This is a genomic window from Reichenbachiella sp. MALMAid0571, from assembly GCF_040151475.1.
Lineage (GTDB): Bacteria > Bacteroidota > Bacteroidia > Cytophagales > Cyclobacteriaceae > CAXBNB01.
Window position 1 is genome coordinate 20,751 of record NZ_JBDKWG010000116.1, and the last position, 25,278, is coordinate 46,028.

The following is a 25,278-nucleotide window of genomic DNA, read 5'->3' on the forward strand; positions in this document are numbered from 1 at the left end:
GGTCTAAATGAAAATGTATAGGGGAAATATGAATTGTAGTAAAAAACTATTGAATTGAAAAAAGCCTTACTCTTTATCTGGATCGTTGCAAACACTATAGCAATGCTTTTTCTTACTTTTTACCTGATGAAGTTGCCTTGGCTTGCCGGAGATGAAAAATTCCTCATCTGGAGTTCTTCTGCACTGAAATTTGCCAATCGTGAAATTCCTAATTCTGCTGAATACGCTTTTATCAATACATCTTATGACCTACAATTGATAGACCGATACGATGAGTTTGGTTTTCCTGTAGGAAATCAGGTGATTACCGACAGAGAAAAGCTTGGCCTGTTTTTAGAAATTATCAATTCAGCAGAAACAAAACCCAAATACGTTATATGTGATATTCATTTTGCCGACTCTACCGATGTGGATGCACCACTACATGCCGCACTACAGCAGATGGACAATGTCATCCTTTCTTCACATCTCAATGACAAAGGGGAGCTGGAAGCACCAGTTTTCAAAGACATCAACAGGGGGCTTTCTGATTACGTCATTGGCAGTGTGTTTGACGGAGTGTATAAATACCAATTGGTGTACAATGACTCCCTGAAGCTCACTCCGCTAAAAGTGTATGAAGATGTATATGGAGTAAAATCAGAAAAGAAAGGCCCTTTTGTAAAAATTGGTGACCATTGGACAATCAATAATTTCATCATGAACTACAGGCTGTTGCAAAAAGACATAATGGAGCAGGAGGCGGGTTTTAACCCGGTCAGTCTGGGAGAACTCCTTTTTCTGGAGGACAAAGACATACAGGATTTTACCGCCGGAAAAATAGTGATTATCGGTGATTTTTTTGAAAATGACATGCATGAAACCCTGTTCGAAATTACAGCTGGCCCACTGATTTTACTCAATGCTTTCCTTACCATAAAAGAAGGCGATACACTGGTCAATATTTGGTTTTTTCTTTTAATTTTTTGTATATATATCTACCTGAGCTATATGGTTTTTGTAGAGGGAGACTATATGGAAGCTATTATCACCAAAAAATTCGGATCGATAGCCATAGCCAAATACCTTGCAGGATTTGCCAGTTACATTACGATTTTGGCCATGCTGTCATTGACCACCTTCTTCTTTTTCAACATCCACCTCAACATCTTCTTCCTCGCACTGGCTTTCTACGCTATGGATAAAATCGTAGGGTTCATCTATTCCCGACAATCAAAAGCTCCGGTTAAGTAATTATAGCAATACAAGTGCTTGTTAGCAAAGGGCTCATTCTTTTTTACTTAGTTACAAATTTATTGAAAATGGCAGCAACTTAGCCGTTAAGAGGATGAATTAAAAATTCATTAGATTTGAGAAAAACATAGGGCAAGTATGTTGCCTCGTTGAAAGGTGTCTTTCAAAACGTGTACACGTGTTACACGAAAATTACCACAAAGTCAAGAGGTAAAGACTGAGCATCAACCTTTATTCTTAAAAATGACGGCAGATAGCAACCCTATCATTCCATAATTTTTCAGATCAAAGCGTAGAAATGCGGTAGTAGTTTCCGATATTTAAACGAACAATAACAGCGTCCAAATAATCATGGCCCCTAAAGCTTTCACGCAAAAAGCCATGAGCCGCTGTGCGTTGGGGGCAATGTAAAAACGAACGACACAGAATAAGGTAACGTCAATTCGGGGTATAATCAACTGACATATAGCTTGTTATAGTATGTGTTTTCTTGAAAATAAGGATTAGAATCATTAGAATTGTAAAAAAACAAGAAATACTAATGATCTAATCCTTATGAACCATACTGAAAAGTTAGTAGAAATCTTCGTAAGATGCGATGATTTCTACCAGGAGTTCGAAAAATTCCTGAATCAAAAAGGGGTCAGCGAAGATCCCATTAAAAAAAACTCTCTGCTTTAAAATGCAGCCTGTCTCCAAGTGAGATCATGGCCATAGTCATTTTCTATCATTACAGTGGCTCGAAGTGCTTCAAATATTTTTATTGTCAGGGTATATTGGGTACTTGGAAAAGCTACTTTCCACAGGCTGTTTCCTATAACCGTTTTATAGAAATTAAGAAACAGGTCAATCTGGCTTTGTACTTTTTTATTTTCCATAATGGCCTTGGCGAGCTGATTGGCACCTATTATGTCGATTCGACCAAACTGGAGGTTTGTGACAACCATCGCATACACAGCCATAAGGTATTTAAAGGCTTTGCCAAAAGGGGAAAAACGTCCACCGGGTGGTTTTTTGGTCTAAAATTGCATTTGATCGTCAATCAAACAGGAGGGCTGATGGGCTTTACATTCACTTCGGGTAATGTAAGCGACAGCAACCCCGATACGGTCAAACAGATGTGTGCGGCAATTGGACAGGGCAAGCTGTATGGCGATGCAGGCTATGTGTCCAAAAGGTTGTTTGACATACTATATGAACAAGGTCTTGTACTGGTCTCCAAGATCCGCAGGAACATGAAAAACAAGTTCATTACAGTCAGGGACAAGTTCCTGTTGAAAAAAAGAAGCCTGATCGAAACAGTGATCGACCTGTTGAAAAACATCTTTGACCTTTGGCACACCCGACACAGAAGTGTCGAAAATGCCATCAATAATATGCTCGCTGCTTTGATGGCTTATTCTTTCATGGATCGCAAACCAGCTATCACTGACAGATACAAAAAGAAAATTGTACTTTCTTTAGATAAAACATCGAACTGAGGTTAAGGTAAGCCGACAAATTAAAAGTAAATTAGCAGCATGGAAAATGGAGTACAAGAACCTCAATTGGAACTCTTCAAAACAGAGACAAATAATAATGGAAAGGCAGATTTGACTTCAACCTTTGCAGATAACATGAAACTGCCTATTCATAGGTGGTACAGGTATACAGCAGGCTTCTCAGGACCTTGGGTAAGGGAATTGATTGAACGTGAAAACGGACAAAATGTGCTTGACCCATTTGGTGGCTCAGGAACAGTAATGCTCGAAGGCGAATATGCAGGAATCAATTCAATTGGAATAGAGGCTCACCCTTACGTATATCGAATTGCAAAGGCAAAACTTTCTTGGCAAATTGAACCTAGGAACTTCAAAGAAGCTGCAAAACAATTACTTGAAAATGCCAAGTCTAAGAAAGTCAATAAGAAAGAATATCCTAAACTTATTGAAAAATGCTATCCCATTGAAATACTAAAAAAACTAGAAGCATTAAAAGAAGCTTGGTTCGAATCAACTGATGATACTGTAGTAAAAGAACTTAATTGGTTTGTTATAACAGCCATTCTCAGAACAACTTCGCCTGTTGGTACTGCTCAATGGCAATATATTCAACCTTCAAAAACCAAAGGTAAAGTCATTGATGTGTTTCATGCTTTTGAAGCCAAGTTGTACGAAATGGTTCAGGACATGCAAAACATGCAAAGACGTTATCCCAACGCAACTAAGAGCGCAATTTTTATGGAAGATGCTCGACATATGCCCTCCGTTCCTGACAATTGGGCTGATCTAGTAATAACTTCACCGCCTTACGCTAACAATTATGACTATGCAGATGCGACAAGACTTGAAATGACTTTTTGGGGAGACATTGAAGGATGGGGAGATCTGCAAGAGAAGGTTAGAAAATTTCTTGTAACCGCTTGTACACAGAACGTTACCAGTTTAAAAGATAAAGCGAACGAGATTTTGGAATCACCCTTGTTGACTCCAATTAGAAAAGAAATCACAGATGTGTTCAATGAATTGGCTGAAACAAGGTTAACTCGGGGTGGTAAAAAGAATTATCACTTAATGATAATTGCATATTTCAAGGACCTTGCGGAAGTTTTTCACGAGTTAAGAAGAGTAACAAAGAAGGGATGTAAAGTATGTTTTGTTATTGGCGATAGTGCTCCATACGGAGTTTATGTGCCAGTCGATAAGTGGTTAGGTGAACTTGCAGTTTATGCAGGTTTTGAATCATACGAATTTGAAAAACTTCGTGATCGTAATACAAAATGGAAAAATAGAAAACATAGAGTCCCTTTGCATGAAGGAAGACTTTGGATAAAAGGATAATGGCAAAATCACCAGCACATAAATGGGGGCAAATCATAGGAGACTTTCTTGAAGAAGTCTTTGCTACTGAACTTTCAAAGTTTGCCCGAAAACATAAGTTATACCTAGACACTCAAGGAGACCGTCCTGCTCGATCAGGAAAAAAGGTGAGCTGGATTGACTCATTTGAAAATTCTCATGACTTGGATTTTGTTCTTGAAAGAAATGGAACGAAAAACAAAATTGGAGACCCAGTTGCATTCATTGAAAGTGCTTGGAGACGGTACACCAAGCATTCAAGAAATAAAGCTCAAGAAATTCAAGGTGCTATTTTACCATTAGTAGCTACACATAAGAATTTCGCTCCATTTATGGGAGTTATGTTAGCAGGAGAATTTACAGACGGAGCATTGAATCAATTAAGGTCGTTAGGTTTCCATGTTCTTTATTTCCCTTATGACTTAATTCTTCAGGCATTCAAAAAATATGGAATAGACGCAAGTACAGAAGAAAATACGACAGAGAAAGACTTTCAAGATAAAATTGACAAGTGGGAAAAGTTCGATAATAAGAAGAATTTGGCCAATTATCTGCTAAGACTAAATAAAGTAGAAGTTGATGCCTTTTTTGAAAGCTTAGAAAAAGCCGTTTCAAGATTTATCGAATTAATAAGTGTTTTGCCTTTGCATGGAACTTCTAATACTCTTACAACAGTTGAAGAAGCCATCGACTTCATAGAAAGCTACCAAAATGATAATGGAAGCCTTCCTGTATTGAAATATGAAATCGTAGTTCGATACAATAACAAGGACAAGGTTGAAGGGATTTTTAATTCAAAAGAATCTGCAATTGAGTTTCTTGAGTCATATGCTGCACCAAAACCAAAGGACAAGAAATAAAAACACTGCCCCAGCATTGGCTAAGAAAACATAGGGCAGATAAGGCTTTCAGAAAGGTTCGTTCACTTAGCAAACTTCAGATTAGGCGGACAGGTCATCGCCTTGAAATCCGCTACTGCTCTTATACTTGACCGTTGACGGTTATTGTAAGAGCCAAAACAGATGCGGAAAACGGAATTCAAATATCGGCAAAAATATGGCGACAGAGAAAATAAAAAAGACTTGTAAGTATGGACATACTTTTTATAAAAGTAGTGCCTGTCCGACTTGCCCGATTTGTGAAAAGCTCAAAGAACCTGCTTCAGGATTTTTAGCACTTTTAAGCAGCCCTGCAAGAAATGCATTGCTTCATTACGGAATTGACACAATTGAAAAATTGTCTTCATATACAGAGAAGGAAATTCTGAAATTACACGGAATAGGAAAAGCGTCATTGCCCGTTTTTAGAAAAGCACTTGAAGAAAAAAGGTTGTCCTTCAAACGGAATGAAGACAAAAAATCAAGAAGATAAACATAGTATGAGAAAACTAATTGCAGCAATCAATATGACACTTGATGGGTTTTGCGATCATACGGCCGGGTTGCCTGATGAAGAAATTCATCAACATTATACGGAATTATTGGGTCAGGGAGACGCCATTTTATATGGCAGAACTACATATCAGCTTATGGAATTTTGGCGAACATTTTTGGAAAATCCTTCTGAAATAAAATCAATGAATGACTTTGCCATAGCTATTGACAATATTCCAAAGATTGTTTTTTCCCATACCCTGAATAATGTTGAATGGAAAAGCGCAACCATAGCAAATCGTGATATAAAAGAAACTGTTTTAGAACTCAAGCAACAATCAGGTAAAGATATTTTTGTTGGTAGTCCTGGTTTAATTATACAGTTAATGAAACTTAACTTGATTGATGAATTCCAACTTTGCATACATCCGGTTGTTGCGGGAAACGGTTTGCCATTATTTGAAAACATAAACGACAGGACTATTTTTAAACTCGTTAAGACTAAAGTCTTTAATGGTGGAGCGGTAATTCTGCATTATGAACCGAGAAATGAATAACAAAGCAGAACATAAAAAATGAAATAAATTATTTTGCAAAAAAACATTAAAATTGAAAGCAGATGCGAAAAATATCACTCTTCATTGCTACAAGTTTAGACGGTTACATTGCAAAACTGGAAAATTATAATTCACAAAATGAGTAAGACATTTTATAAATTTATTGAATCCGAATGAAACCAATAAAAATTTTATTCGCTCACAGCGGTGGTGGACAAGGGGGTGCAGGACAAGGAAGTTTCGACCTTGTTTCGTACCTGAAGAAAGAATTACAGAACGATTTTGAAATTCACTATCCAATAATAGATGATCCGGAAGACCCATCCTATCAAAAGTGGAAAAAGCTCTTGTCTAAAGAGTTTGAAAATTTAGACCAACCTGTTATGCTAATTGGACATTCATTAGGAGGTTCAATGCTGCTTAAATACATCTCGGAAGAAAAACCAAATATTTCAATTTCATCACTGTTTTTAGTTGCTACACCACATTGGGGAAAGAATGGTTGGGATATTGACGAATTTGTGCTGCAAGAAAATTTTGAACATAAATTAGGAAAAATAGCAACGGTATTTTTATATCACTGCAAAGAAGATTTAATTGTCCCTTTCAAACATTTGAATTTCTATAAAAAGGTATTCCCAAATGCAATCGTAAGGATTTTAAATGGAACAGACCATGCTTTTTCGAACGGATTACCGGAATTGGTTGGCGATATAAAATTGAAGAAATCATGACAAAAAGTAAATTAATGGAAATGCACAATGTTGGTATCGTGGTGGAATCCCTCGATAACGCAGTTGCATTTTTTTCGGAGATTGGATTGACTCTGGAAGGACGGATGAAGGTAGAAGGTGAATGGGCAGGACGTGTAACGGGACTTGGTAATCAGTCTGCTGAGATCGCAATGATGATTACCCCCGATGGACACTCCCGACTTGAACTTTCACAATTTCTAACTCCTCAAACAATTGCAGACCACAGGACCGCCCCGGTGAATTCACTTGGTTATCTCCGTGTCATGTTCAGGGTTGACAACCTTGACGAATTGCTGATTAGACTTGAGAAACATGGTGCTGAAGTGGTAGGAGAAGTGGTTCAGTTTGGGGACATGTATCGGCTTTGCTATATACGTGGGACGGAAGGACTACTTGTCGGATTGGCAGAACAACTCGGGACTGAAACAGCAACGGATATTTTGGAGAACACAGAAGTAAATTAACATTTTAAAATAAGATAGATAATGTTTACAGTAGAACAAATCGAATTGGCTCACAGCAAAATAAAGTCAGGAGCTGAATTTCCTAATTACATTCAGGATATTAAAGAAATTGGAGTCGTTGCATTTGAAACGTGGGTGACTGACAGTCATACAAAATATTTTGGTAACAACGAATTTCAAACAAAATCCAAACCGAAATATGCTGAAATGGTAATAGCTGAAAAGAGTGACACTGATAAATTCAATCACTATTTAAAAATTCACCAAAAGGGAGAAACAGACTATTTTACTTTTTGTACACATTGTGCTGAAACAGGAATTGAAAAATGGATTGTAAACCTTAATAAAATGACCTGCACCTATTATGACAAGGCTGAAAATGAAATATTAATTGAAAATGTTCCGTCTGTATAAAAACAACGAACCTCCACTGGTGTTAGCATCTCGCTGAGGCTAGTCAGTTTAAGACTATAGTTTCCTGATATAGAACAAAAAATAATAATAAATCAAAATTACTTATCTCAGTTTGCCCTTGATATAATCAAATAGCAATTCATATGAAAAGTCATTTTTGCATGCTTTTGATTATAAATAAATTATGGGTTTAAACAGATGACTAGACGAGTTTCATTGGTCAGTATATTTCCGTGGAGATCGGAAAGTTCGCTACAATTTATATATTTAAAATATGGTGTGCTTGCTATGAGTGAATGGAAAGCCCGCCTGCCGGAAGGGCAGGGTTAGTGCATTCTAATCCCCACTTGCCATTGCCAAACTATATATAAATTATGAAAAAGATACTTTATCTAATTGTTTATGCTTTTTTTCTTTGTGGCTGTGCAGGTATAGAAAACAAAAAGCCAAATATTATCCTGATATTTATTGACGATATGGGATGGGCAGATTTATCCTGCTTTGGAAATGTAGATGCGCAAACACCTAATATTGATAAACTGGAGTCAGAAGGTATATGCTTTGAGCAATTTTATGTGAATTCACCTATTTGTTCACCATCTCGTGTAGCAATCTCAACAGGAACTTACCCACAGCGCTGGAATATCACTTCTTACCTGGCTCATCGAGACCTTAACCATGAACGTAGCATGGTAAATTGGCTTGATCCTTCAGCACCTATGCTGGCTCGAAGATTGAACAATGCCGGGTATGCCACTGGTCATTTTGGCAAATGGCACATGGGCGGACAACGTGATGTGACTGACGCACCATACATCAATGAATATGGATTTGATAAATCACTGACCAATTTTGAAGGGATGGGAGCCAAATTGCTTCCCCTTACGAAAGACGAAAGTGGAAAAGTAGGACAGATTTGGAAGAAAGCGGAAATGCTTGGAAAACCTTTTAGGTGGATGCAAAGGTCTGAGATTACCACGGGATTTATTGATTCAGCTGTAAATTTTATTGATGAAGCTGTTAAAATGCAAAAACCATTTTACGTAAATATTTGGCCGGACGATGTACACAGCCCTTATTGGCCACCGTTTGAAGAATACGGAGTGGCAAAAGCATCCGGTAAAAGAGGGTTGTATCTGGCGGTTTTGGAAGCAATGGATCAACAGTTTGGAAAACTGGTTGACTATATTCAGACAAATAATGAATTACGCAACAATACACTGGTTTTGTTTTGTTCAGATAATGGGCCGGAGTTGGGTGCCGGACGAGCGGGAGAATTAAAGGGATATAAAACACATCTTTACGAAGGAGGAATACGTTCTTCCCTGATAGTCTGGGGGCCTGGATTTATGAGTGAAAAAGTTCAAGGTACTCGAAATAAAAGGTCGGTTTTTTCCGCTATAGATTTAGCACCGTCATTGCTTGAGTTTACCGGAACAAAATCACCTGACAGCTTCATTACAGATGGAGAATGTCATATACAAACAATTCTGGGAGAAGCAAATTCATCTCGTAAATCCCCAATATTTTACAGTCGTCCTCCGGATCGAAAAAATTATTACAATTTTAAGAATCTTCCTGATTTGGCTATGCGTGAAGGAGACTGGAAACTTTTGTGCGATTACGATGGAAGCAGGCCAGAACTGTATAATATTGTTAATGACCCTGGAGAGTCTCAAAACCTTGCAGAGGTACATGTCGGGAGAGTTGAGGAAATGACTCAAAAAGTGGTGTCATGGTATAGGTCTATGCCTGTATTGGAAACAGAAAAACATGAAGCTTCAAACCAGTAATATTTGATAGTATTAAAAGATTTAGGATATAATTGTTAAAAGAAAATACAAATCAGAAAGGTTTAAATAGTTTGAAAGATTAACGTAAAAATGTAAAGCATGAACAACTCAAAAAAACATGATGAGCGTATTGCAACTATGACGTTCGCTTCCGTGTATCCACATTATATCAAAAAAGTGGAGAGGAAAGGGAGAACAAAAGAAGAATTACATCAGGTAATTGAGTGGTTAACTGGCTATGATGAAAAAAAACTGCAAGCACTTATTGATGAAAAAGTAACTTTTGAAATATTTTTTCGGAATGCTACATTAAATGCTAATACTTATCTCATCACGGGTGTAATCTGTGGCTATCGGGTCGAAGAAATCGAGAATCCGTTAACGCAACAGGTGAGGTACTTGGACAAGTTGGTAGATGAATTGGCGAAAGGACGTAAGATGGAGAAGATACTGAGGGTTGTGTAGGGAGCTTTCATTAGTCTGGAATCACACTTAGTTTCGAAAAAAACTTTCCTATAAGTGCTATAAATTGTGAGAAAGTCGTAGAGTTACATCTATTATTTATTCCCCCGATTGACGAACTGCCTAATACCTTAGATGGATTTTTCCTAAGCAGAGAAAAACTTAAATGATGTATGTGCGTTATATTCAGGTGTTTACAGTTAACTGACTATCGATATGAGCAAATTAGGAATCATCATTATTGCATTTTTTTGTCTTCGAACAGATTGGCTGGGAGAGGCAGAATACTTAATTGATCAAACTGATGAAAGAGCTACTCTTTCTAATACCATCAAACTTAAAGAAAAAGGAGGTCAAACTGCCATTATGGAGTATGGCTTGGATGATGTCGAAAAATTAAGTGTCCATTATGACTATGGTAATGTAATGGACATGGAATCAAACTTTTACTCAAAAGACGGATTAATATTTTCAGAGTTTACCGTTGGACAGGATGTTTTAATCTATAAAAGAGAACTACAACCAAGCGAACCCTACGCATCCCTGATTGAATCTAAAATATACTTTAAGTCAGAAACTTATGGCCTTAAAAAGACCAGAAAGATAAATATCCATGAATCCGATAATATTGCGGAACTTAAACTTAAGCTTAAAGACAAGGAATTTAAAATTGATACGCTTGGTAGTACTGATTATCAAAGGATGACCGATAAATACAATCGAATAAAAAGAAAAACACAACAAGAGTAATCATTACTTTTTCTTGCACAAAACCATTTCCACAGTCTATTGTCTTAGGTTTTTGGTACATTTCCCCAAACTTTTGCATACTCATTTTAGCTATTCTCCTCCGTTCTCAATAGCTTAGTTTTAGATGAGTGCAACAAGCGTACAGGAAATTAAAAATTTCCATATATACCAATCTTCTGCCGGATCAGGAAAGACTTATACCCTGACCCGTGAATACCTCAAACTGGCTTTGAGGCGACCTGACTATTACAGGAGCATCTTGGCGGTGACTTTTACCAACAAAGCTACCGAAGAGATGAAATCCAGGATCATTGATACATTGGATTCATTATCTAGAGGTGCACATAGCATGTCAGGTGAGTTGCAGGAAGAACTGGGTATGTCAGCAGATCAATTGAAGCAAAGAGCGACTGATGTACTCAAAAATGTATTGCACAATTATTCTTCTTTTGCGGTCATCACCATTGATGCTTTTTTTCAAAAAGTGGTGCGTTCGTTTGCACGAGAGATAGGGGTTCAGGGAGGATTTCAGGTAGAGCTCAACCAGCAAAAAGTAATATCCGAGGTAGTCGATAAACTACTGATGGAAATAGGGGAAAATAAAAGCCTTACCAATTGGCTGACTGAATTTGCCTTTTACAAAATCAATGAAGGACAATCCTGGGATACCAGAAAAGACATTAATGGACTAGCAAACGAGCTTTTCAAAGAGCTGTTTGTGCAGGAAAAGGAGAAGATTTTCCAAAGTATGGGAGATGAAGACTTTATGCCTTCTTTCATGAAATCTTTGAATCAATTGGTTAGAAATTTTGAAAGCAAACTACTTGCTCATGGCAATGCTGCTATCAAAATCATGGAGCAATACGGATTGAATCAGTTCGATTTTTCTTATGGCGTGGCTGGTGTTGGTGGTTATTTACACAAGCTTTCGCAGCAAGTAGTAGCAGAGCCGGGAATACGCGCTATCCAGGCACTCAACGAAGGGAAATGGTACAGCAAAGCATCCAACAAAAAGGAAGCTATAGATCAGGCTGTTGACGGTGGCTTGGCTCAGGTCTTGCAGGATATTATTGTGCATTGGGAGCAGCATTTTCAAAGGTATTTTACTGCCAAACAAATTATCCGAAACATCTATACTTTTGGCCTGTTGTCGGAGGTGTCCAACCAGCTCAATGACTATCGTGATCAAAATGACCTGTTGTTGATTTCTGATTTTCCGGTATTCCTCAACAACATCATTCGTGACAGTGACACACCATATATTTATGAGAAAATAGGATCAAGGTTTAGCAACTATCTGATCGATGAGTTTCAGGATACTTCAGGGTTGCAATGGCAAAATTTTAAACCACTGGTGAAGGACGTAGTGGATGCAGGGAATTTCAGCATGGTGGTGGGAGACATCAAGCAATCCATCTACCGCTGGAGGGGCGGCAATTGGAAATTGCTTTTAGAGAAAATAAAGGAAGATGTAGGGGAACAATATGCTGTAAACATTCCGTTGCAAGCCAATTGGAGAAGCAAGAAGAATATCGTGGAATTTAATAATGACCTCTTCAGTAAGACACCTCAAATTATTTACGAACATTTCCAAAAGGAAGCAGGGGAAGGTATTGATGAGATTGAAAACATAAAAAAAGCATACTCGGAAGTCGAGCAAGATCATGTGGAGGGAGAAAAATCCACCGGGGGTATCATCGACATCCGGTTCATTCGTAAAGAGGAAGGTGAAAGCTCCAGGGAGACAGCCATTGGGAATCTGATTGAAACAGTAGAAAAACTACAGGATACAAAATGCAATCTTAGAGACATTGCCATATTGATCAGAAACAAATACGATGGCAAACTGATCACTGAGGCATTGATGCAACGTGAATCTGAAAATGAACAGTCGAGGTACAAGTATGACATCATTTCTAACGAATCACTATTCCTAAAGAATTCTCCGGTAGTCAATTTCATTGTATGTGCGTTGAAAGTCTTGTTCCATTCGAAAGAACAGGTTTATCAATCTGAGTTGCTGTACGCCTGGAATGTGTATTTGAAAAATGAACAGCCTCAGCTTATTGGTGTTTTCAAAGAGCAGAAAAACAATCCTTTGAGCATTTTGGCTGAGCATAAAAAAGAATTGAATGCACAAAGTCTGATAGATCAGATAGAATCTCTGATCAGGTTGTTTGGACTTCAGGAATATAAAGACCAGATGGCTTATCTTTTGGCTTTTCAGGATGCCGTGCTTGATTTTTCAGAAAGGGAAAATACTGGCGTGGATGGGTTCCTGCAATGGTGGGAAGAAAACAAAGACCGTTCGATTCAGGTTTCTGACGAAATGGAAGCCATGCGCCTGATGACCATCCACAAATCAAAAGGTCTGCAATTCAAAGTGGTCATTATACCATTTTGCAACTGGAAAATGGATCATAGCCCCATGCATGACAATATCGTTTGGTGTGATACTAAGGAAAATGAGCCTTTCTCAAACTTACCTTATGTACCCCTCAAGTACAAAAAGGACATGGATAAGTCTCTTTTTGCGGCAGATTACTGGGAGGAAAAAGTAAAAGCTTATGTGGACAATTTGAATCTCCTGTATGTGGCATTTACCAGAGCAGAAGAGGCACTTTACATTATGTCCGAATTGGATGAAAAGAAAACTGATGCGCTATCAGGTGTAAATACACTATTGCACCATTACATTACTTTGCATGACCTTGAGGGATGGCATGTAGAGGAGGATCACTATAGTTTTGGAGAAAAGTTGCCTTACTCTGTGTATGAACGAGATGGAAAGGCTGAGGAATTTTCCCTGACCAAATTAATTTCCAATCCATGGAATGAACGAAAGGATTTGTCTATCCGATCTGGCCAGTTTATCCGCAACGAAGAGGTACTTGACCGCATCAATGAAGGAGTGATCATACACTACATATTGTCAAAAGTAACATTACGCAAAGATTTTGAAAAGGCGATAAAAGCAGCAGAAATTGAATATGGATTGAGCATTGATGAGGTAAGTGAAATCAAAATAAAGTTACGCTCTATTTTCAATATCGATCAGGTGAACGATTGGTTTTCTGATCGTTGGCAGGTGAAAAATGAGGTCAGTATTATTACAGAATCGGGAAATGATAAAAGACTGGATCGTGTAATGATTCAGAAAAATAAGGCGGTAGTAGTGGATTTTAAAACGGGAGAACAACGGGATAGCAACAAAAGGCAAGTAAAGGAGTACATGGATATTTTAACTTCCATGGGATATGAAAATATAGAAGGGTATCTCTTATATATTTCTTTGAATAAAGTGGAAAGTTGTAAATAGTCAACAGTCAATGGTCAACCGTTTACCAGTATTAGTTAATCAAATAGGATGAAAATATGGTTGCCTTGGACGACTAACGAGTAATTTGTAAACATAAACCAGAATAAAATGAAAGCAGTACTATGCAAATCTTACGGAAAACCGGAAACTTTGGTAATAGAAGAAACAGATTCGCCAACACCCGGCAAGGGTGAGGTGATCATCACTGTAAAAGCTTGCGGCTTGAATTTCCCGGACACGTTAATCATAGAGGGTAAATATCAGTTTAAACCCGAAATGCCATTTTCTCCCGGTGGTGAAGTAGCCGGGATTGTCAAAGAAGTGGGAGAGGGTGTTTCTCATTTGAAGCCTGGTGACAAGGTAATGTCAGGTACTGGTTGGGGAGGTTTTGCCGAAGAAGTAAAAGCCATGGCGAGCAATGTATTCCCCATTCCTCCCAAAATGGATTTCGTAACTGCCGCTTCATCTATGATGACTTATGGCACATCTTACCACGCCTTGGTAAACAGAGCCGAATTGAAATCAGGGGAAACCTTGCTGGTGCTAGGTGCAGCTGGCGGAGTTGGTACGGCAGCCATACAAATTGCAAAAAATATTGGAGCTACTGTAATAGCAGCAGCTTCAAGCGATGAGAAGCTGGAATATTGCAAATCCATAGGAGCAGATTTTACCATCAACTATTCCAAAGAAGACCTCAAAGAAAGAGGGAAGGAGTTGACCAATGGAAAAGGTGTAGATGTGATTTACGATCCGGTTGGAGATAAATACACTGAACCTGCTTTGCGTACCATAGCCTGGAAAGGCCGCTATCTGGTAGTAGGTTTTGCTGCTGGAGATATTCCGAAAATTCCACTAAACTTGCCATTGCTCAAAGGCTGCCAGATTGTAGGTGTGTTTTGGGGAGGTTTTTTCCGCAACGAGCCGCAGAAAAATGCAGAGAATTTCATGACCATAGCCAGGTGGTTTGCCGAAGGAAAGTTAATACCTCAAATACACGCACAGTACCCACTGGAAAAAGTAGCCGAAGCTATGAATGCCCTGACCAATAAGGAAGTGATGGGCAAGGTGGTCTTAGTGCCTTAGTATTTTAAATAAACAAATAGCAATAAAAAATGGATAAAAATCAACTTAATGAAGAAGTAAAGATCGAAATGTTGAAATTGATCAGGGAAAACAAAATTACGGAAGCCATGAAGGTGGTTATGGATGCTTTGGGTTGTGGATTACGAGAGGCAAAGGAAATTGTAGATCAATACAGATGATTTTTACAAAAGTCATTATTCAATTGATCAATTAAAAGTGCTACGCTTGCTTATTGGTCATGTTGTTTCTAGCTGGTTGTGGGGTAGAAATGCATGAGGATGTGGCAATGGCTTATGAAAACCTTCAGGAGGTAGTTGATTTCAACATCCACATCAAGCCAATTATTTCTGACCGTTGCTATCAGTGCCATGACCCGGATGAGCAAACCCGGGGAGTTGACTTGCGCCTTGACAATGAAGAAGGGCTTTTTCCATGGAAGTTCCACAATTTGATTAGCCTTTCTTATAATTTCAGTTCTACTCTAAAATCATAAAAAAAATCATCATTTATAGACTTCTGGGTTGGACTTTGCGATGAAAGCCGATGATACTTTTTGCCAAGTGGATTACCTATAAAATGTTAAATAGGAATTTATCGATAAAAAAATACAGTAAATTAAGCAATTAATCCACTCAATGATAAATGGACTTGTTTTCCTTTAAGCTATGAAAACTATTAGAGTACGGTTAATGAAGAAACTACTATCGGCGTGCAAGATGAATTGCTGTGCATGGATATTTATATTGTCTTTAATGATGGTAGGTTGTGGGGTGGATATGCCAGAAGATGTTGCCATTGCTTACAAGAAGCTACCTGAATCCATTGATTTCAACATTCATGTAAAGCCCATAATTTCCGATCGTTGCTTTGCCTGTCATGGCCCTGATGAACAAACAAGGAAGGCCAATCTACGCCTTGACAGCAAAGAAGGTTTTTTTGCGAAAGGTGAAAGTGGTGAATATGCTTTTGTTCCTGGAAATCTGAATAAAAGTGATGCCATTAGCAGAATATTGAGTGAAGATCCGGAGTACATGATGCCTTCCCCAAAATCAAACCATGTATTAAGTGCAGAGGAAAAAGCTGCCATAGTAAAATGGGTGGAGCAAGGAGCAGAATGGAAGGATCATTGGGCGTTTATTCCACCAGAAAAAAGGCCACTTCCTGAAAACATTTCGGGCTGGAAAACCAGAAATGAAATAGATCTTTTTATTCAGGAGAAGCTGTCACAAAACGACTTGAAAACATCTCAGGAGGAAGATAAGTTGAGGTTGCTAAGAAGGGTGACCATGGAGCTCACCGGGTTGCCACCTACCATTTCTGAGATAGAGGCTTACATGAATGACGATTCAGAGGAAGCATACGAACGGGTAGTAGATCGATTACTTGAATCTGATGCCTATGCAGAAAGGATGACACTGGAGTGGCTGGATTTGGCAAGATACGCCGACTCTCATGGTTTCCATGCCGACGGTGAGCGTATGATGTGGCCATGGAGGGATTGGGTGATTAAAGCTTTCAAAGAAAACAAACCTTATGATCAATTTGTGACCGAACAGTTGGCAGGAGATCTGATGCCTAACGCTACCAAGGATCAGATAATAGCAACTGCATTTAACAGGAATCATCCAATGACAGCCGAGGGAGGAGCCGTAGATGAGGAATTTAGAGTTGAATATGTGACCAACCGTACCAATACATTAGGAACGGCTTTTCTGGGGCTCACTGTAGAGTGTGCGAAGTGTCATGACCATAAGTTTGATCCCATTTCCCAAAAAGAGTATTTTCAATTGAGTGCATTTTTCAATAACGTAAAGGAATTGGGCATGACTGGTGACGATGGAAACTATGGCCCAATGTTAACACTTACCGATGAAACAACCGATCAGATTATCGCAGCACTGGACGAAGATATTCACAAATTGGAGGAAAAAAATCGTTTGAAAACTGAAGAATTATTAGCCATAAAAGACTTTGTCAATAACCAAAATCTGACACAGGTAAAACCGATTTTACATCATTCCTTTGAACGATTGACCAAAACTGATTCAAGTGAGTTTTTGGACAACCGGGCACTCACTGTGCAGAATGGAACTGATACTATTAGAGGTGTCTCAGGGTCGGCACGCCGATTTGATCATCAGGATGATAAGATTGTTTTCAACGAATTTGGACAGTTTGAAGCGACCGATCATTTTTCTGTTTCTGTGTGGGTAAATCCCGTTGAGGATAATGGGAAGAGTAAAGTTATTGTGAGTAATGTAGGGTCAAAAAATAGTTTATGGCGTGGTTGGGAGTTGTACCTCGATTCAACCAATAATGCAGCAGTGCGACTGATCAGTAGCCTGCCTCATAACTATATCCATGTGAAAAGTAGCGAGAAAATACCATTGAATGAATGGACTCATGTGCTGTTTACTTATGATGGATCATCTAAAGCTGATGGAGTTAATATATATGTAAATGGGAAAATGAGTGCTCAGGGAATTGTTTATAATGACCTGTACAAAAGTATTTTACCTACCAATACTGCCCGCCAAAGAGATTTTCGTGGGTTGCTGATGGGAAAAAGCTACCGAACTTTTGGAGGAGACAATGGTATCTACAAAGGCTCTTTTGACGAGTTTTTGGTTTTCGATTGGGAAGTACCGGATACACAGGTAACATCCATTTATGAACAATCCAAACAAGGAAAAATGCCAGTCATTTATGTTGATAAAAGCAAAGATTTCAAAAGAATTTCAGATGAACTGGCGAAGTTAAGGGCAAAACGGCTCAATATGGTGGATACCATTCCTGAACTCATGGTAATGAAAGAAATGGAAAAAACACGTCCAACTTATGTGCTTCGAAGAGGTGTTTATGATGCGCATGGCGAACAGGTAGATCCAGGGACACCCAAGAAAGTTCTTGAAATGCCTTCTGGTTTTCCAAAAAACAGACTTGGTTTAAGCCAATGGCTTTTTGATAAAAAGAATCCTCTCACGGCAAGAGTGGCAGTAAATAGATATTGGCAAATGGTTTTTGGCCGTGGAATTGTGAGCACAGCAGATGATTTTGGTAGTCAGGGTGCCCTGCCTACACACCCTGAATTGTTGGATTGGCTAGCGGTTGAGTTTATGGAGTCGGGCTGGGATGTTAAAGCCCTGATAAGGAAGATGGTAACCAGTTATACCTATCGGCAAAGCTCAAAAGCATCTAAAGAGCACATGGAAAAGGATGATGAGAATATCTGGTTGGCAAGAGCTCCCAGCTATCGTTGGCAGGCAGAATTTATCCGAGACAATGCACTGGCATCAAGCGGTCTTCTAAACAAAGATTTGGGAGGGGAAAGTTCTAAACCTTATCAACCAGATGGGCTATGGATTGAAAAGGGAAATTTTTCTCATTTCCTACTGAGGTACAAGCGGGATGGGGACAAAAGACAGTACCGCAGGAGTATGTACACTTTCATTCGCAGGACGTCCCCACCACCGTTTATGGAACTTTTTGATGCTCCAAGCAGGGAAGTTTGCACCATAACGAGAGAACGCACAAATACCCCTTTGCAGTCATTGGTTTTACTTAATGATCCACAGTTTTTGGAAGCTTCCAGGGCTTTGGCATTCAGGTTGAAAAATGAGGCCGGAGATTCGTTGAAGGATAAAATAGAGACTGGTTTTCAATTGGTGTTGAGCAGGCCACCGAATGAAAAGGAAACAGAAATATTTGAAGCTCTTTATCAGGAAGAGTATGAAGAATTTAAGAAAGATGAAATGGGAGTGAAGGATTATCTTGCTGTGGGGGACTATTCTGATTCCGAAAGTTACGATCCGATAGAAATGGCGGCACTGTCGGTCTTGTCAAATACGCTGTTTAATATGGATGAAGCTTACGTAAAAAGATAGAAACATGTGTGATCATTTTAACAGCAACTATAGCAGACGTGATTTTTTAGCACGAACATCACTTGGATTGGGAGCCCTGACATTGGGTTCGTTGATTGATCCGTTTAGCTTAACGGCAGCAGCTCCGCCTATGGGTGGTGGGGTACTTGGCGGTCCACATTTTACACCTAAGGTGAAAAGGGTTATTTATCTCTTCCAAAGCGGAGCTCCTTCACAGCTGGATTTGTTCGATTACAAGCCCTTGCTCAATAAGATGAATGGACAAGAACTGCCGGACAGTGTGCGAAAGGGGCAAAGACTGACAGGTATGACTTCCGGTCAAACTTCATTGCCATTAGCAGGCTCTATTTTCAACTTCAAACAGTATGGACAAAGTGATGCATGGATGAGTGAACTCATGCCACATACTGCAAAGATTACCGATGAACTATGCTTTATCAAGTCGATGTACACCGAGGCTATCAACCATGATCCTGCAGTTACTTTTATCCAGACGGGTTCTCAATTTCCTGGAAGGCCCTCTATTGGTTCGTGGGTGAGCTATGGATTGGGTAGCGACAATGCCAATCTTCCGGGGTTTGTGGTACTGGTAACTAAAGACAAATTTGGACAGCCACTGTACTCCCGGCTTTGGGGAAATGGGTTTCTTCCGTCAGAACATCAGGGAGTGCAGTTCAGAGCGGGTAAAAACCCGGTATTGTTCCTGTCTAACCCTCCGGGTGTCAGTGAAAAGAACAGGCGTACTCAATTAGATCACTTGAATGCTTTGCAGCAGATGCAATTTGATCAGATGGGGGATCCGGAGATCAAAGCCAGAATGTCTCAATATGAAATGGCGTATAGAATGCAGACATCTGTGCCAGAAATAATGGATGTCTCAGGTGAACCGGATTATATCTATGACATGTATGGGGAGGACAGTAGAAAGCCGGGTACTTATGCAGCCAACTGCCTGTTGGCCAGAAGGCTGATTGAAAAGGATGTGAAATTCGTACAATTGTATCATCAGGGTTGGGATCAACATGGCAACCTGCCAAACGCAATTAAAAGCCAGTGTAAAGAAACCGATCAGCCGTCAGCAGCTTTGATAATGGATTTAAAACAAAGAGGCTTACTTGAAGATACGCTAGTGATATGGGGAGGGGAATTTGGCAGAACCAATTATTCACAAGGAACATTGAGTGCAACCAATTATGGCCGAGATCATCATCCGAAGTGTTATACATTGTTTATGGCAGGAGCTGGAATAAAGGCAGGAACGGTATATGGCAGTACAGATGAATTTGGATACAACATACAGGAAAATGGTGTACACATACATGATTTTCAGGCGACACTTATGCATCTGCTGGGAGTGGATCATGAGCGACTTACCTATAAATATCAGGGAAGAAGGTTTAGACTCACTGATGTGCATGGTAAAGTGGTGAAGGATATTTTGTCGTAGTTGATATAATCTGAAAAGAACTTTAGTGTAAATTTCGTGGGATTTATACAAATGAGATTATTTTAAGCAGGGCAAACGCATTTAAAAACAAAACCTCCTACCGTACCAGTTACGGTATCCCATGAAGCTGTAGTCAACCCTAACAGACCCCAGAACAACTTGCCTGACGGCAGTCAGGAGCTTGGGGATAGTAAGAATTTTTAAATGCATTTGCTCTGTTATTTCAAGTTCCGAATCATCTTATGGTAATCCAGGTGTAGGTATTTTCCATTGTAATTGAAAGTAATAGAATTAGCTTTTTTCTGAGCTTTACAATAAGGGGAGTCATAGCGATCATATTCCGTATTTATTGGTTTTTTATTTACCAAAAAATCAGAATTATAAGTTAATTGATATTCTTTACCATTTGAAAAATAGATCACTTTAAGGTTTTGCGAATCAAATGTCAATTTGTTATTAAGTATTCTTTTACAGAATCCTCCAAAAGTGTGATCTTCTTCTTTCGATCCTGCTTCTGTTATCCAAAACGTTTGTTTTCCATTCTGAATAAGATCGTCAGTAGTGTTTTCTCTGAAGAAAAATCCATTTTTGCCAATGAATGCACAATATGTATTGCCTTTTTTCCCCATTGCATAGTTGTCAGTGACATAGACACTATCAAATTGTTCTTTAGGGAAATTTGCATGAGTATAATCCAATAGGTCATATTCCATCAATCCTTTCTTATCAGGAAGATTATATATAGCAAGGCTAACATTGCTATTCTGGGCAACATGAGGCAAATGTCCGTACCCCACCCAATAGCTGGGAGAATGCGCTTCCACATCTTTTTCAACGGCGGGGTGTGAATGAAATATGCTAAATGAATTTCCTATATTCATACCAGAAACATGTTGTTGACTACCATAAGTGCCCGGGTGATAATTTTGTACTGAATAGATCGAATAGTCTTTTGTTTTGTACGTATATGTATTTCCCTTTTGAATGGCTACTCCGTTACTTTGTGGATTGAGCATGCGGGTAAGAACAGGCTCCAGATGGAGCAGTCTTAAAAATGTAAAGTCCAGAGTAGTAAATCCGGTTAAAAAGCTATTGGAAAACATATTGTTCTTCCGTACAAATTCAAGTGAGTTTCGGATTACTTCAGGGTTTGAAAAAGCTTCCATTCCAAGTTGCATCATCATACTCCTATCATCTGTTCCAAAGTATCCTTCCTTCTTAAGTTCAGAAATGTCCAGTCCATTATTTTGTTTTATGATCATAGTATTTGTATCCTTAGCTATTTCAATGAGCACCGGGGGAGGAGAGTACCGTTTGGTAGTCATCATGCCATACATTAAGCCGGGATTCATCTTTTTCCCGCTACCCCAATAATATTCCGGAATGCCACCGAAGGAAGCAGCAGAATTTGTTCCTTTTCGGTTTCTTTCATATGCTCTGCCGCTCACGGAGATGAACATACCTTTTATATTTTGAGAGGCTACATCATAAAAAAGTAGGTCCATTATGATTTGCATCTTTTTCACCAGTTCCTGATCTTCAGCCAAATCAATTATATTGATCATTCCTCCAATATCTTCTTTGTAATAGACACTGGAAAAAAACTCAGTGAATCCATAATTCCATCGCATTTCCATCCAATCCATTATTCTTTTCCTGGCTTTGGTCATGTGCTCCTTTCCGGACATTCCACTTTTTGGAAAAATTACATCGGGGTATTTTTGCCCTACAAGGTATTCAGCGGAAGCAAATAAAATTTGATGGTTTTCACTCCAGTAGCACATTGAATTCCCTCCTGGCTCATCCCACCAATACCTGAAGGCCATAAGAGCATGTTCTATTTCAGAAATTGTATTTTTTGGAATCTCATTTTCAAATTCATAAATCATACGGATAAGGTTGACCAGATTGAAATCAGAACAGTCGTATTGGTTGTTTATATACTCAAGTGTACCATCCAATCGATTCCAATCTATATCTAAAAATCCATTTGACAGTTCTGCATAGATTTGATTCTGTTGCGTATTAATTTTATCTGGAGGTAGCATGGGGTAGCTTTGATAAGAAGATATCCGATAAAGATCAAAAATAGTAGTTGCACCAATAATCGTTATAAGCAAAATCAGTAGATATAGCCATTTGTATTTCATTTTCGGGATTGCTTTCAGGATGATAGAGTATCCATCAAATATAATTCAATGAGATTTATGGTTTAAATAAATCTACCTCCTTTTGAATTTTAAAATAACCTTGGCAAATGATAATGTACTTGGCGTCATTCAATTTGTGGTGTTGAGAAAGTGATTTTATTCTTGAAAAAAAGAGTACTTGAATCAATGGATAACAAATAAAAATCTCTAACTTTTCGATGAGGAATAAATTTTTAGTATGATGAGGAATAGAATATTATTTGGAATTCTGGCTTTACTTATTGTTATTCAATTTTTTAGAATAGATAAGGAAAACCCACCTGTGGATCCAAAAAAGGATTTCATTGCCATAACCAATCCACCATTAAAGATTGCTAATGTTATTAAGGCAAGTTGTTATGATTGTCATTCTTTTGAGACGACCTATCCCTGGTATTCCAATGTAGCACCTGTCTCTTGGTGGGTGAAGCACCATATAGATGATGCCAGAAAGCACCTAAATTTTTCCACTTGGGCTGATTATAATGATAAAAAGCAAGACCACAAACTGGAAGAATGTGTGGAGGAAGTTGGAGAAGGAGAAATGCCGTTGGACTCTTATACTTGGATTCACAGTGAGGCTGTATTGAGCAAGACCCAAAGGGACGAATTGGTTGATTGGTTTGAATCTAAGCGTACCCACATTTCAGATAAAAAATAAATGAACCTGAATCAGGTTACCATACCGTCTGTGAATCTGGAAAAGTCAGTTGAGTTTTATAAAAAACTTGGTTTGCAATTGATAGTAGATTCTATTCCCAGATATGCCAGATTTGTTTGCCCAGATGGCAATGCTACATTTTCTGTTCACCGGGTAGAAAAGTTACCTGTAGGTGAGGGGGTTACTGTTTATTTTGAATGCGAAAATCTGGATGTTGAATACAATAGGTTACTCTCAGAAGGAGTGGAGTTCATTCATCCTCCCATTGATCAAACATGGCTCTGGAAAGAAGCACGGTTAAAAGATCCGGATGGAAACAGTATTATTTTGTTTTACGGAGGTGAAAATAGGGTTAACCCACCTTGGAGGGTGTAAAGTGGTTTGTCAATTCCTCTTATTCAACTCATCTCTAATCTTAGCTGCTCCTTCATAATCTTCTTTGGCAAGGGCATCTTCCAGCATTTTGTTGAGTTTTTCGGTAGAAAAATCTTTAATTTCCTTCTTTTTACCTGGTTTTTGAGGCTTGGATTCGGGTTTTTGTGCTGTTTCTAATTCGTCTTCAAATTCATCCGAAAGGGTAATGCCGGCATCTTCCAATACAGATTCTTTGGTGTAGATATCTGCTTTGAACCGTATGCCGATAGCAATGGCGTCAGAAGGACGGGAATCAATTTCAACAGTTTGGCCTAAATGTTCGCAAACTATCTTGGCAAAAAACACACCTTCTTTCAGGTCAGAAATGATGATTTCTTTGACTTTGATTTTGAAATGATGGGAAAATGACTTGAACAAGTCATGGGTCATGGGACGGTTTGGAGATATTTTCTCAATCTCAATGGCAATAGCCTGAGCTTCAAATGTACCTATAATGATTGGCAGCCTTCTGGTACCATTTACTTCTCCCAATACAAGTGCAAATGATCCTGCTTGTGAATGGCTTGATGACAATCCTAATATTTCTAGTTTAATTTTATCCAAATCTTGCTCAATTACCTACTTATTTCAAATTAATACTAATTATACTATCCTACACTAAAGTAGTGCAGGACACTAATAATTAATTATTTGCAGCATTTATTGCCTTTGTCAACTTAGGAACTACATCAAATGCATCTCCTACGATACCATAATCTGCAGCTTTGAAAAAAGGTGCTTCCGGGTCTTTGTTTATCACTACAATTACTTTCGAAGAATTTACTCCGGCCAGATGCTGAATCGCTCCGGAAATTCCTACTGCGATGTATAAGCTTGGAGCTACCTTGATGCCTGTTTGTCCTACGTGCTCGTGGTGAGGCCTCCAATCCATATCTGATACAGGCTTGCTACAGCCTGTAGCGGCACCCAAAGATTTGGCAAGGTCTTCTATCATTCCCCAGTTTTCCGGCCCTTTCAACCCTCTTCCGCCAGACACTACAATGTCAGCTTCTGGCAATAGGACGTCTCCCGTTGCTTTATTTTGAGACAATATTTTCACGCCAAAATCTTTGTCTTCAAGATTGGGCTCATATTTTTCAATTGTTGGAGCAGAGCCATCCTCTTTGATGACCGCTGCATTTTTCTTTATGCCTATAATCTTTTTATCGGACGATAAATCCACTATAGCAAATGCCTTACCAGTATAAATACTTCTTTTAACCTTAAATCCATCAGTTGTGTCAGGAAGTTCAGTCACATTAGTAGCCATACTTGCACCAACTTTAATGGATACACTGGCTGCAACCGGATCACCGATTGATGACTGAGCCAGCACCAGGGTATTTGCATTTTCTTTCTCAAAAGCCTGAGCTATTGCAGATGAATATGCCTGAATCACTCCCATGTTAAGTTTCGAATCATCAACATGCAATACTTTGGCTGCTCCGGCTTTTCCTATTACTTCCAGTGCCTGATTTTCAATACTTCCGAATACTATCGCGATTACTTCGGCACCATTAGACATTGCAGATGCATAACTTACCGCTTCCAGTGATGAATTTTTCGCTGCTCCTTCTGCGTTTTCTATAAATACTAATATGGACATGTTCTTTGTTTTGGGTTGATGTTTATTCTAAATATTA

24 protein-coding genes are annotated in these 25,278 nt (G+C 38.8%); 21 read left to right on the top strand and 3 right to left on the bottom strand.

Annotation, left to right across the window (positions count from 1 at the left end):
- The first annotated feature begins 54 nt into the window (after positions 1 to 54).
- From AAOP42_RS07745 to AAOP42_RS07835, 19 genes are all read left to right on the top strand, one after another.
- On the top strand, positions 55 to 1,233 hold the full coding sequence (locus AAOP42_RS07745; protein WP_349527912.1) for a CHASE2 domain-containing protein: 1,179 nt from the start codon (positions 55 to 57) through the stop codon (positions 1,231 to 1,233).
- A 707-nt stretch (positions 1,234 to 1,940) separates the two neighbouring features.
- Positions 1,941 to 2,714, top strand: a complete 774-nt coding sequence (locus AAOP42_RS07750; protein ID WP_349527913.1) for an IS982 family transposase — start codon at positions 1,941 to 1,943, stop codon at positions 2,712 to 2,714.
- A 39-nt stretch (positions 2,715 to 2,753) separates the two neighbouring features.
- On the top strand, positions 2,754 to 4,052 hold the full coding sequence (locus tag AAOP42_RS07755; RefSeq protein ID WP_349527914.1) for a DNA methyltransferase: 1,299 nt from the start codon (positions 2,754 to 2,756) through the stop codon (positions 4,050 to 4,052).
- Positions 4,052 to 4,930 (top strand): hypothetical protein, encoded by an 879-nt coding sequence (locus AAOP42_RS07760; RefSeq protein ID WP_349527915.1) that lies wholly within the window; start codon positions 4,052 to 4,054, stop codon positions 4,928 to 4,930. Before AAOP42_RS07755 ends, AAOP42_RS07760 begins: the two co-directional genes overlap by 1 nt.
- A gap of 196 nt (positions 4,931 to 5,126) precedes the next feature.
- Positions 5,127 to 5,441 carry an RNA polymerase alpha subunit C-terminal domain-containing protein gene (locus AAOP42_RS07765; RefSeq protein ID WP_349527916.1) on the top strand — a complete coding sequence of 105 codons (315 nt, stop codon included), beginning with the start codon at positions 5,127 to 5,129 and terminating at the stop codon, positions 5,439 to 5,441.
- A complete protein-coding gene (locus AAOP42_RS07770; protein WP_349527917.1) occupies positions 5,416 to 6,000 on the top strand; it encodes a dihydrofolate reductase family protein in 585 nt (194 codons plus the stop codon). Before AAOP42_RS07765 ends, AAOP42_RS07770 begins: the two co-directional genes overlap by 26 nt.
- Before the next feature lie 173 nt (positions 6,001 to 6,173).
- Complete coding sequence (locus AAOP42_RS07775) at positions 6,174 to 6,734, top strand: alpha/beta hydrolase (protein ID WP_349527918.1); 561 nt, start codon at positions 6,174 to 6,176, stop codon at positions 6,732 to 6,734.
- Positions 6,731 to 7,219, top strand: coding sequence for a VOC family protein (locus AAOP42_RS07780; RefSeq protein WP_349527919.1), 489 nt, complete (start codon positions 6,731 to 6,733; stop codon positions 7,217 to 7,219). Before AAOP42_RS07775 ends, AAOP42_RS07780 begins: the two co-directional genes overlap by 4 nt.
- 21 nt (positions 7,220 to 7,240) lie before the next feature.
- Positions 7,241 to 7,633 (top strand): DUF1398 domain-containing protein, encoded by a 393-nt coding sequence (locus tag AAOP42_RS07785; protein WP_349527920.1) that lies wholly within the window; start codon positions 7,241 to 7,243, stop codon positions 7,631 to 7,633.
- Between the two features lie 198 nt (positions 7,634 to 7,831).
- Positions 7,832 to 7,963, top strand: a complete 132-nt coding sequence (locus AAOP42_RS07790) for a hypothetical protein (RefSeq protein ID WP_349527921.1) — start codon at positions 7,832 to 7,834, stop codon at positions 7,961 to 7,963.
- 44 nt (positions 7,964 to 8,007) lie between these two features.
- Entirely contained in the window at positions 8,008 to 9,426 is a 1,419-nt protein-coding gene (locus AAOP42_RS07795) for a sulfatase-like hydrolase/transferase (RefSeq protein WP_349527922.1), read from the top strand.
- 99 nt (positions 9,427 to 9,525) lie between these two features.
- On the top strand, positions 9,526 to 9,891 hold the full coding sequence (locus tag AAOP42_RS07800; RefSeq protein WP_349527923.1) for a DUF2200 domain-containing protein: 366 nt from the start codon (positions 9,526 to 9,528) through the stop codon (positions 9,889 to 9,891).
- Positions 9,892 to 10,104: 213 nt separating this feature from the next.
- The gene (locus AAOP42_RS07805) at positions 10,105 to 10,638 is read left to right on the top strand and encodes a hypothetical protein (protein ID WP_349527924.1); all 534 of its coding nucleotides are present in this window, start codon (positions 10,105 to 10,107) and stop codon (positions 10,636 to 10,638) included.
- Between the two features lie 124 nt (positions 10,639 to 10,762).
- On the top strand, positions 10,763 to 13,957 hold the full coding sequence (locus AAOP42_RS07810; protein WP_349527925.1) for a UvrD-helicase domain-containing protein: 3,195 nt from the start codon (positions 10,763 to 10,765) through the stop codon (positions 13,955 to 13,957).
- A gap of 108 nt (positions 13,958 to 14,065) precedes the next feature.
- Entirely contained in the window at positions 14,066 to 15,040 is a 975-nt protein-coding gene (locus AAOP42_RS07815; protein ID WP_349527926.1) for an NADPH:quinone oxidoreductase family protein, read from the top strand.
- Positions 15,041 to 15,069: 29 nt separating this feature from the next.
- Positions 15,070 to 15,219: a hypothetical protein gene (locus AAOP42_RS07820; RefSeq protein ID WP_349527927.1), complete on the top strand. Its 150-nt coding sequence runs from the start codon at positions 15,070 to 15,072 to the stop codon at positions 15,217 to 15,219.
- 59 nt (positions 15,220 to 15,278) lie between these two features.
- Positions 15,279 to 15,533 carry a hypothetical protein gene (locus AAOP42_RS07825; protein WP_349527928.1) on the top strand — a complete coding sequence of 85 codons (255 nt, stop codon included), beginning with the start codon at positions 15,279 to 15,281 and terminating at the stop codon, positions 15,531 to 15,533.
- Positions 15,534 to 15,729: 196 nt separating this feature from the next.
- Entirely contained in the window at positions 15,730 to 18,924 is a 3,195-nt protein-coding gene (locus AAOP42_RS07830) for a DUF1553 domain-containing protein (protein WP_349527929.1), read from the top strand.
- A 4-nt stretch (positions 18,925 to 18,928) separates the two neighbouring features.
- Positions 18,929 to 20,371: a DUF1501 domain-containing protein gene (locus AAOP42_RS07835; protein ID WP_349527930.1), complete on the top strand. Its 1,443-nt coding sequence runs from the start codon at positions 18,929 to 18,931 to the stop codon at positions 20,369 to 20,371.
- Positions 20,372 to 20,589: 218 nt separating this feature from the next.
- Here the strand turns inward: AAOP42_RS07835 and AAOP42_RS07840 are convergent, their stop codons facing one another.
- A complete protein-coding gene (locus tag AAOP42_RS07840; protein WP_349527931.1) occupies positions 20,590 to 22,521 on the bottom strand; it encodes a hypothetical protein in 1,932 nt (643 codons plus the stop codon).
- Between the two features lie 238 nt (positions 22,522 to 22,759).
- Here AAOP42_RS07840 and AAOP42_RS07845 point away from each other — a divergent pair, with 238 nt between their 5' ends.
- A complete protein-coding gene (locus tag AAOP42_RS07845; protein ID WP_349527932.1) occupies positions 22,760 to 23,221 on the top strand; it encodes a heme-binding domain-containing protein in 462 nt (153 codons plus the stop codon).
- Positions 23,222 to 23,596, top strand: coding sequence for a VOC family protein (locus AAOP42_RS07850; RefSeq protein ID WP_349527933.1), 375 nt, complete (start codon positions 23,222 to 23,224; stop codon positions 23,594 to 23,596).
- A gap of 9 nt (positions 23,597 to 23,605) precedes the next feature.
- Here AAOP42_RS07850 and AAOP42_RS07855 read toward each other — a convergent pair whose 3' ends face one another.
- Together AAOP42_RS07855 and AAOP42_RS07860 are read right to left on the bottom strand one after the other, a co-directional pair.
- A complete protein-coding gene (locus AAOP42_RS07855; protein ID WP_349527934.1) occupies positions 23,606 to 24,199 on the bottom strand; it encodes a bifunctional nuclease domain-containing protein in 594 nt (197 codons plus the stop codon).
- Positions 24,200 to 24,278: 79 nt separating this feature from the next.
- Complete coding sequence (locus AAOP42_RS07860; RefSeq protein ID WP_349527935.1) at positions 24,279 to 25,241, bottom strand: electron transfer flavoprotein subunit alpha/FixB family protein; 963 nt, start codon at positions 25,239 to 25,241, stop codon at positions 24,279 to 24,281.
- Positions 25,242 to 25,278 lie beyond the last annotated feature (37 nt).

Coding starts and splice junctions, on each gene's coding strand:
- AAOP42_RS07795 (WP_349527922.1), top strand. CDS start 8,008: ATGAAAAAGATACTTTATCTAATTGTTTATGCTTTTTTTCTTTGTGGC.
- AAOP42_RS07835 (WP_349527930.1), top strand. CDS start 18,929: ATGTGTGATCATTTTAACAGCAACTATAGCAGACGTGATTTTTTAGCA.
- AAOP42_RS07790 (WP_349527921.1), top strand. CDS start 7,832: ATGACTAGACGAGTTTCATTGGTCAGTATATTTCCGTGGAGATCGGAA.
- AAOP42_RS07810 (WP_349527925.1), top strand. CDS start 10,763: ATGAGTGCAACAAGCGTACAGGAAATTAAAAATTTCCATATATACCAA.
- AAOP42_RS07860 (WP_349527935.1), bottom strand. CDS start 25,241: ATGTCCATATTAGTATTTATAGAAAACGCAGAAGGAGCAGCGAAAAAT.
- AAOP42_RS07820 (WP_349527927.1), top strand. CDS start 15,070: ATGGATAAAAATCAACTTAATGAAGAAGTAAAGATCGAAATGTTGAAA.
- AAOP42_RS07765 (WP_349527916.1), top strand. CDS start 5,127: ATGGCGACAGAGAAAATAAAAAAGACTTGTAAGTATGGACATACTTTT.
- AAOP42_RS07840 (WP_349527931.1), bottom strand. CDS start 22,521: ATGAAATACAAATGGCTATATCTACTGATTTTGCTTATAACGATTATT.
- AAOP42_RS07755 (WP_349527914.1), top strand. CDS start 2,754: ATGGAAAATGGAGTACAAGAACCTCAATTGGAACTCTTCAAAACAGAG.
- AAOP42_RS07825 (WP_349527928.1), top strand. CDS start 15,279: ATGTTGTTTCTAGCTGGTTGTGGGGTAGAAATGCATGAGGATGTGGCA.
- AAOP42_RS07785 (WP_349527920.1), top strand. CDS start 7,241: ATGTTTACAGTAGAACAAATCGAATTGGCTCACAGCAAAATAAAGTCA.
- AAOP42_RS07775 (WP_349527918.1), top strand. CDS start 6,174: ATGAAACCAATAAAAATTTTATTCGCTCACAGCGGTGGTGGACAAGGG.
- AAOP42_RS07750 (WP_349527913.1), top strand. CDS start 1,941: ATGGCCATAGTCATTTTCTATCATTACAGTGGCTCGAAGTGCTTCAAA.
- AAOP42_RS07845 (WP_349527932.1), top strand. CDS start 22,760: ATGATGAGGAATAGAATATTATTTGGAATTCTGGCTTTACTTATTGTT.
- AAOP42_RS07780 (WP_349527919.1), top strand. CDS start 6,731: ATGACAAAAAGTAAATTAATGGAAATGCACAATGTTGGTATCGTGGTG.
- AAOP42_RS07830 (WP_349527929.1), top strand. CDS start 15,730: ATGAAGAAACTACTATCGGCGTGCAAGATGAATTGCTGTGCATGGATA.
- AAOP42_RS07800 (WP_349527923.1), top strand. CDS start 9,526: ATGAACAACTCAAAAAAACATGATGAGCGTATTGCAACTATGACGTTC.
- AAOP42_RS07760 (WP_349527915.1), top strand. CDS start 4,052: ATGGCAAAATCACCAGCACATAAATGGGGGCAAATCATAGGAGACTTT.
- AAOP42_RS07805 (WP_349527924.1), top strand. CDS start 10,105: ATGAGCAAATTAGGAATCATCATTATTGCATTTTTTTGTCTTCGAACA.
- AAOP42_RS07850 (WP_349527933.1), top strand. CDS start 23,222: ATGAACCTGAATCAGGTTACCATACCGTCTGTGAATCTGGAAAAGTCA.
- AAOP42_RS07815 (WP_349527926.1), top strand. CDS start 14,066: ATGAAAGCAGTACTATGCAAATCTTACGGAAAACCGGAAACTTTGGTA.
- AAOP42_RS07770 (WP_349527917.1), top strand. CDS start 5,416: ATGAAGACAAAAAATCAAGAAGATAAACATAGTATGAGAAAACTAATT.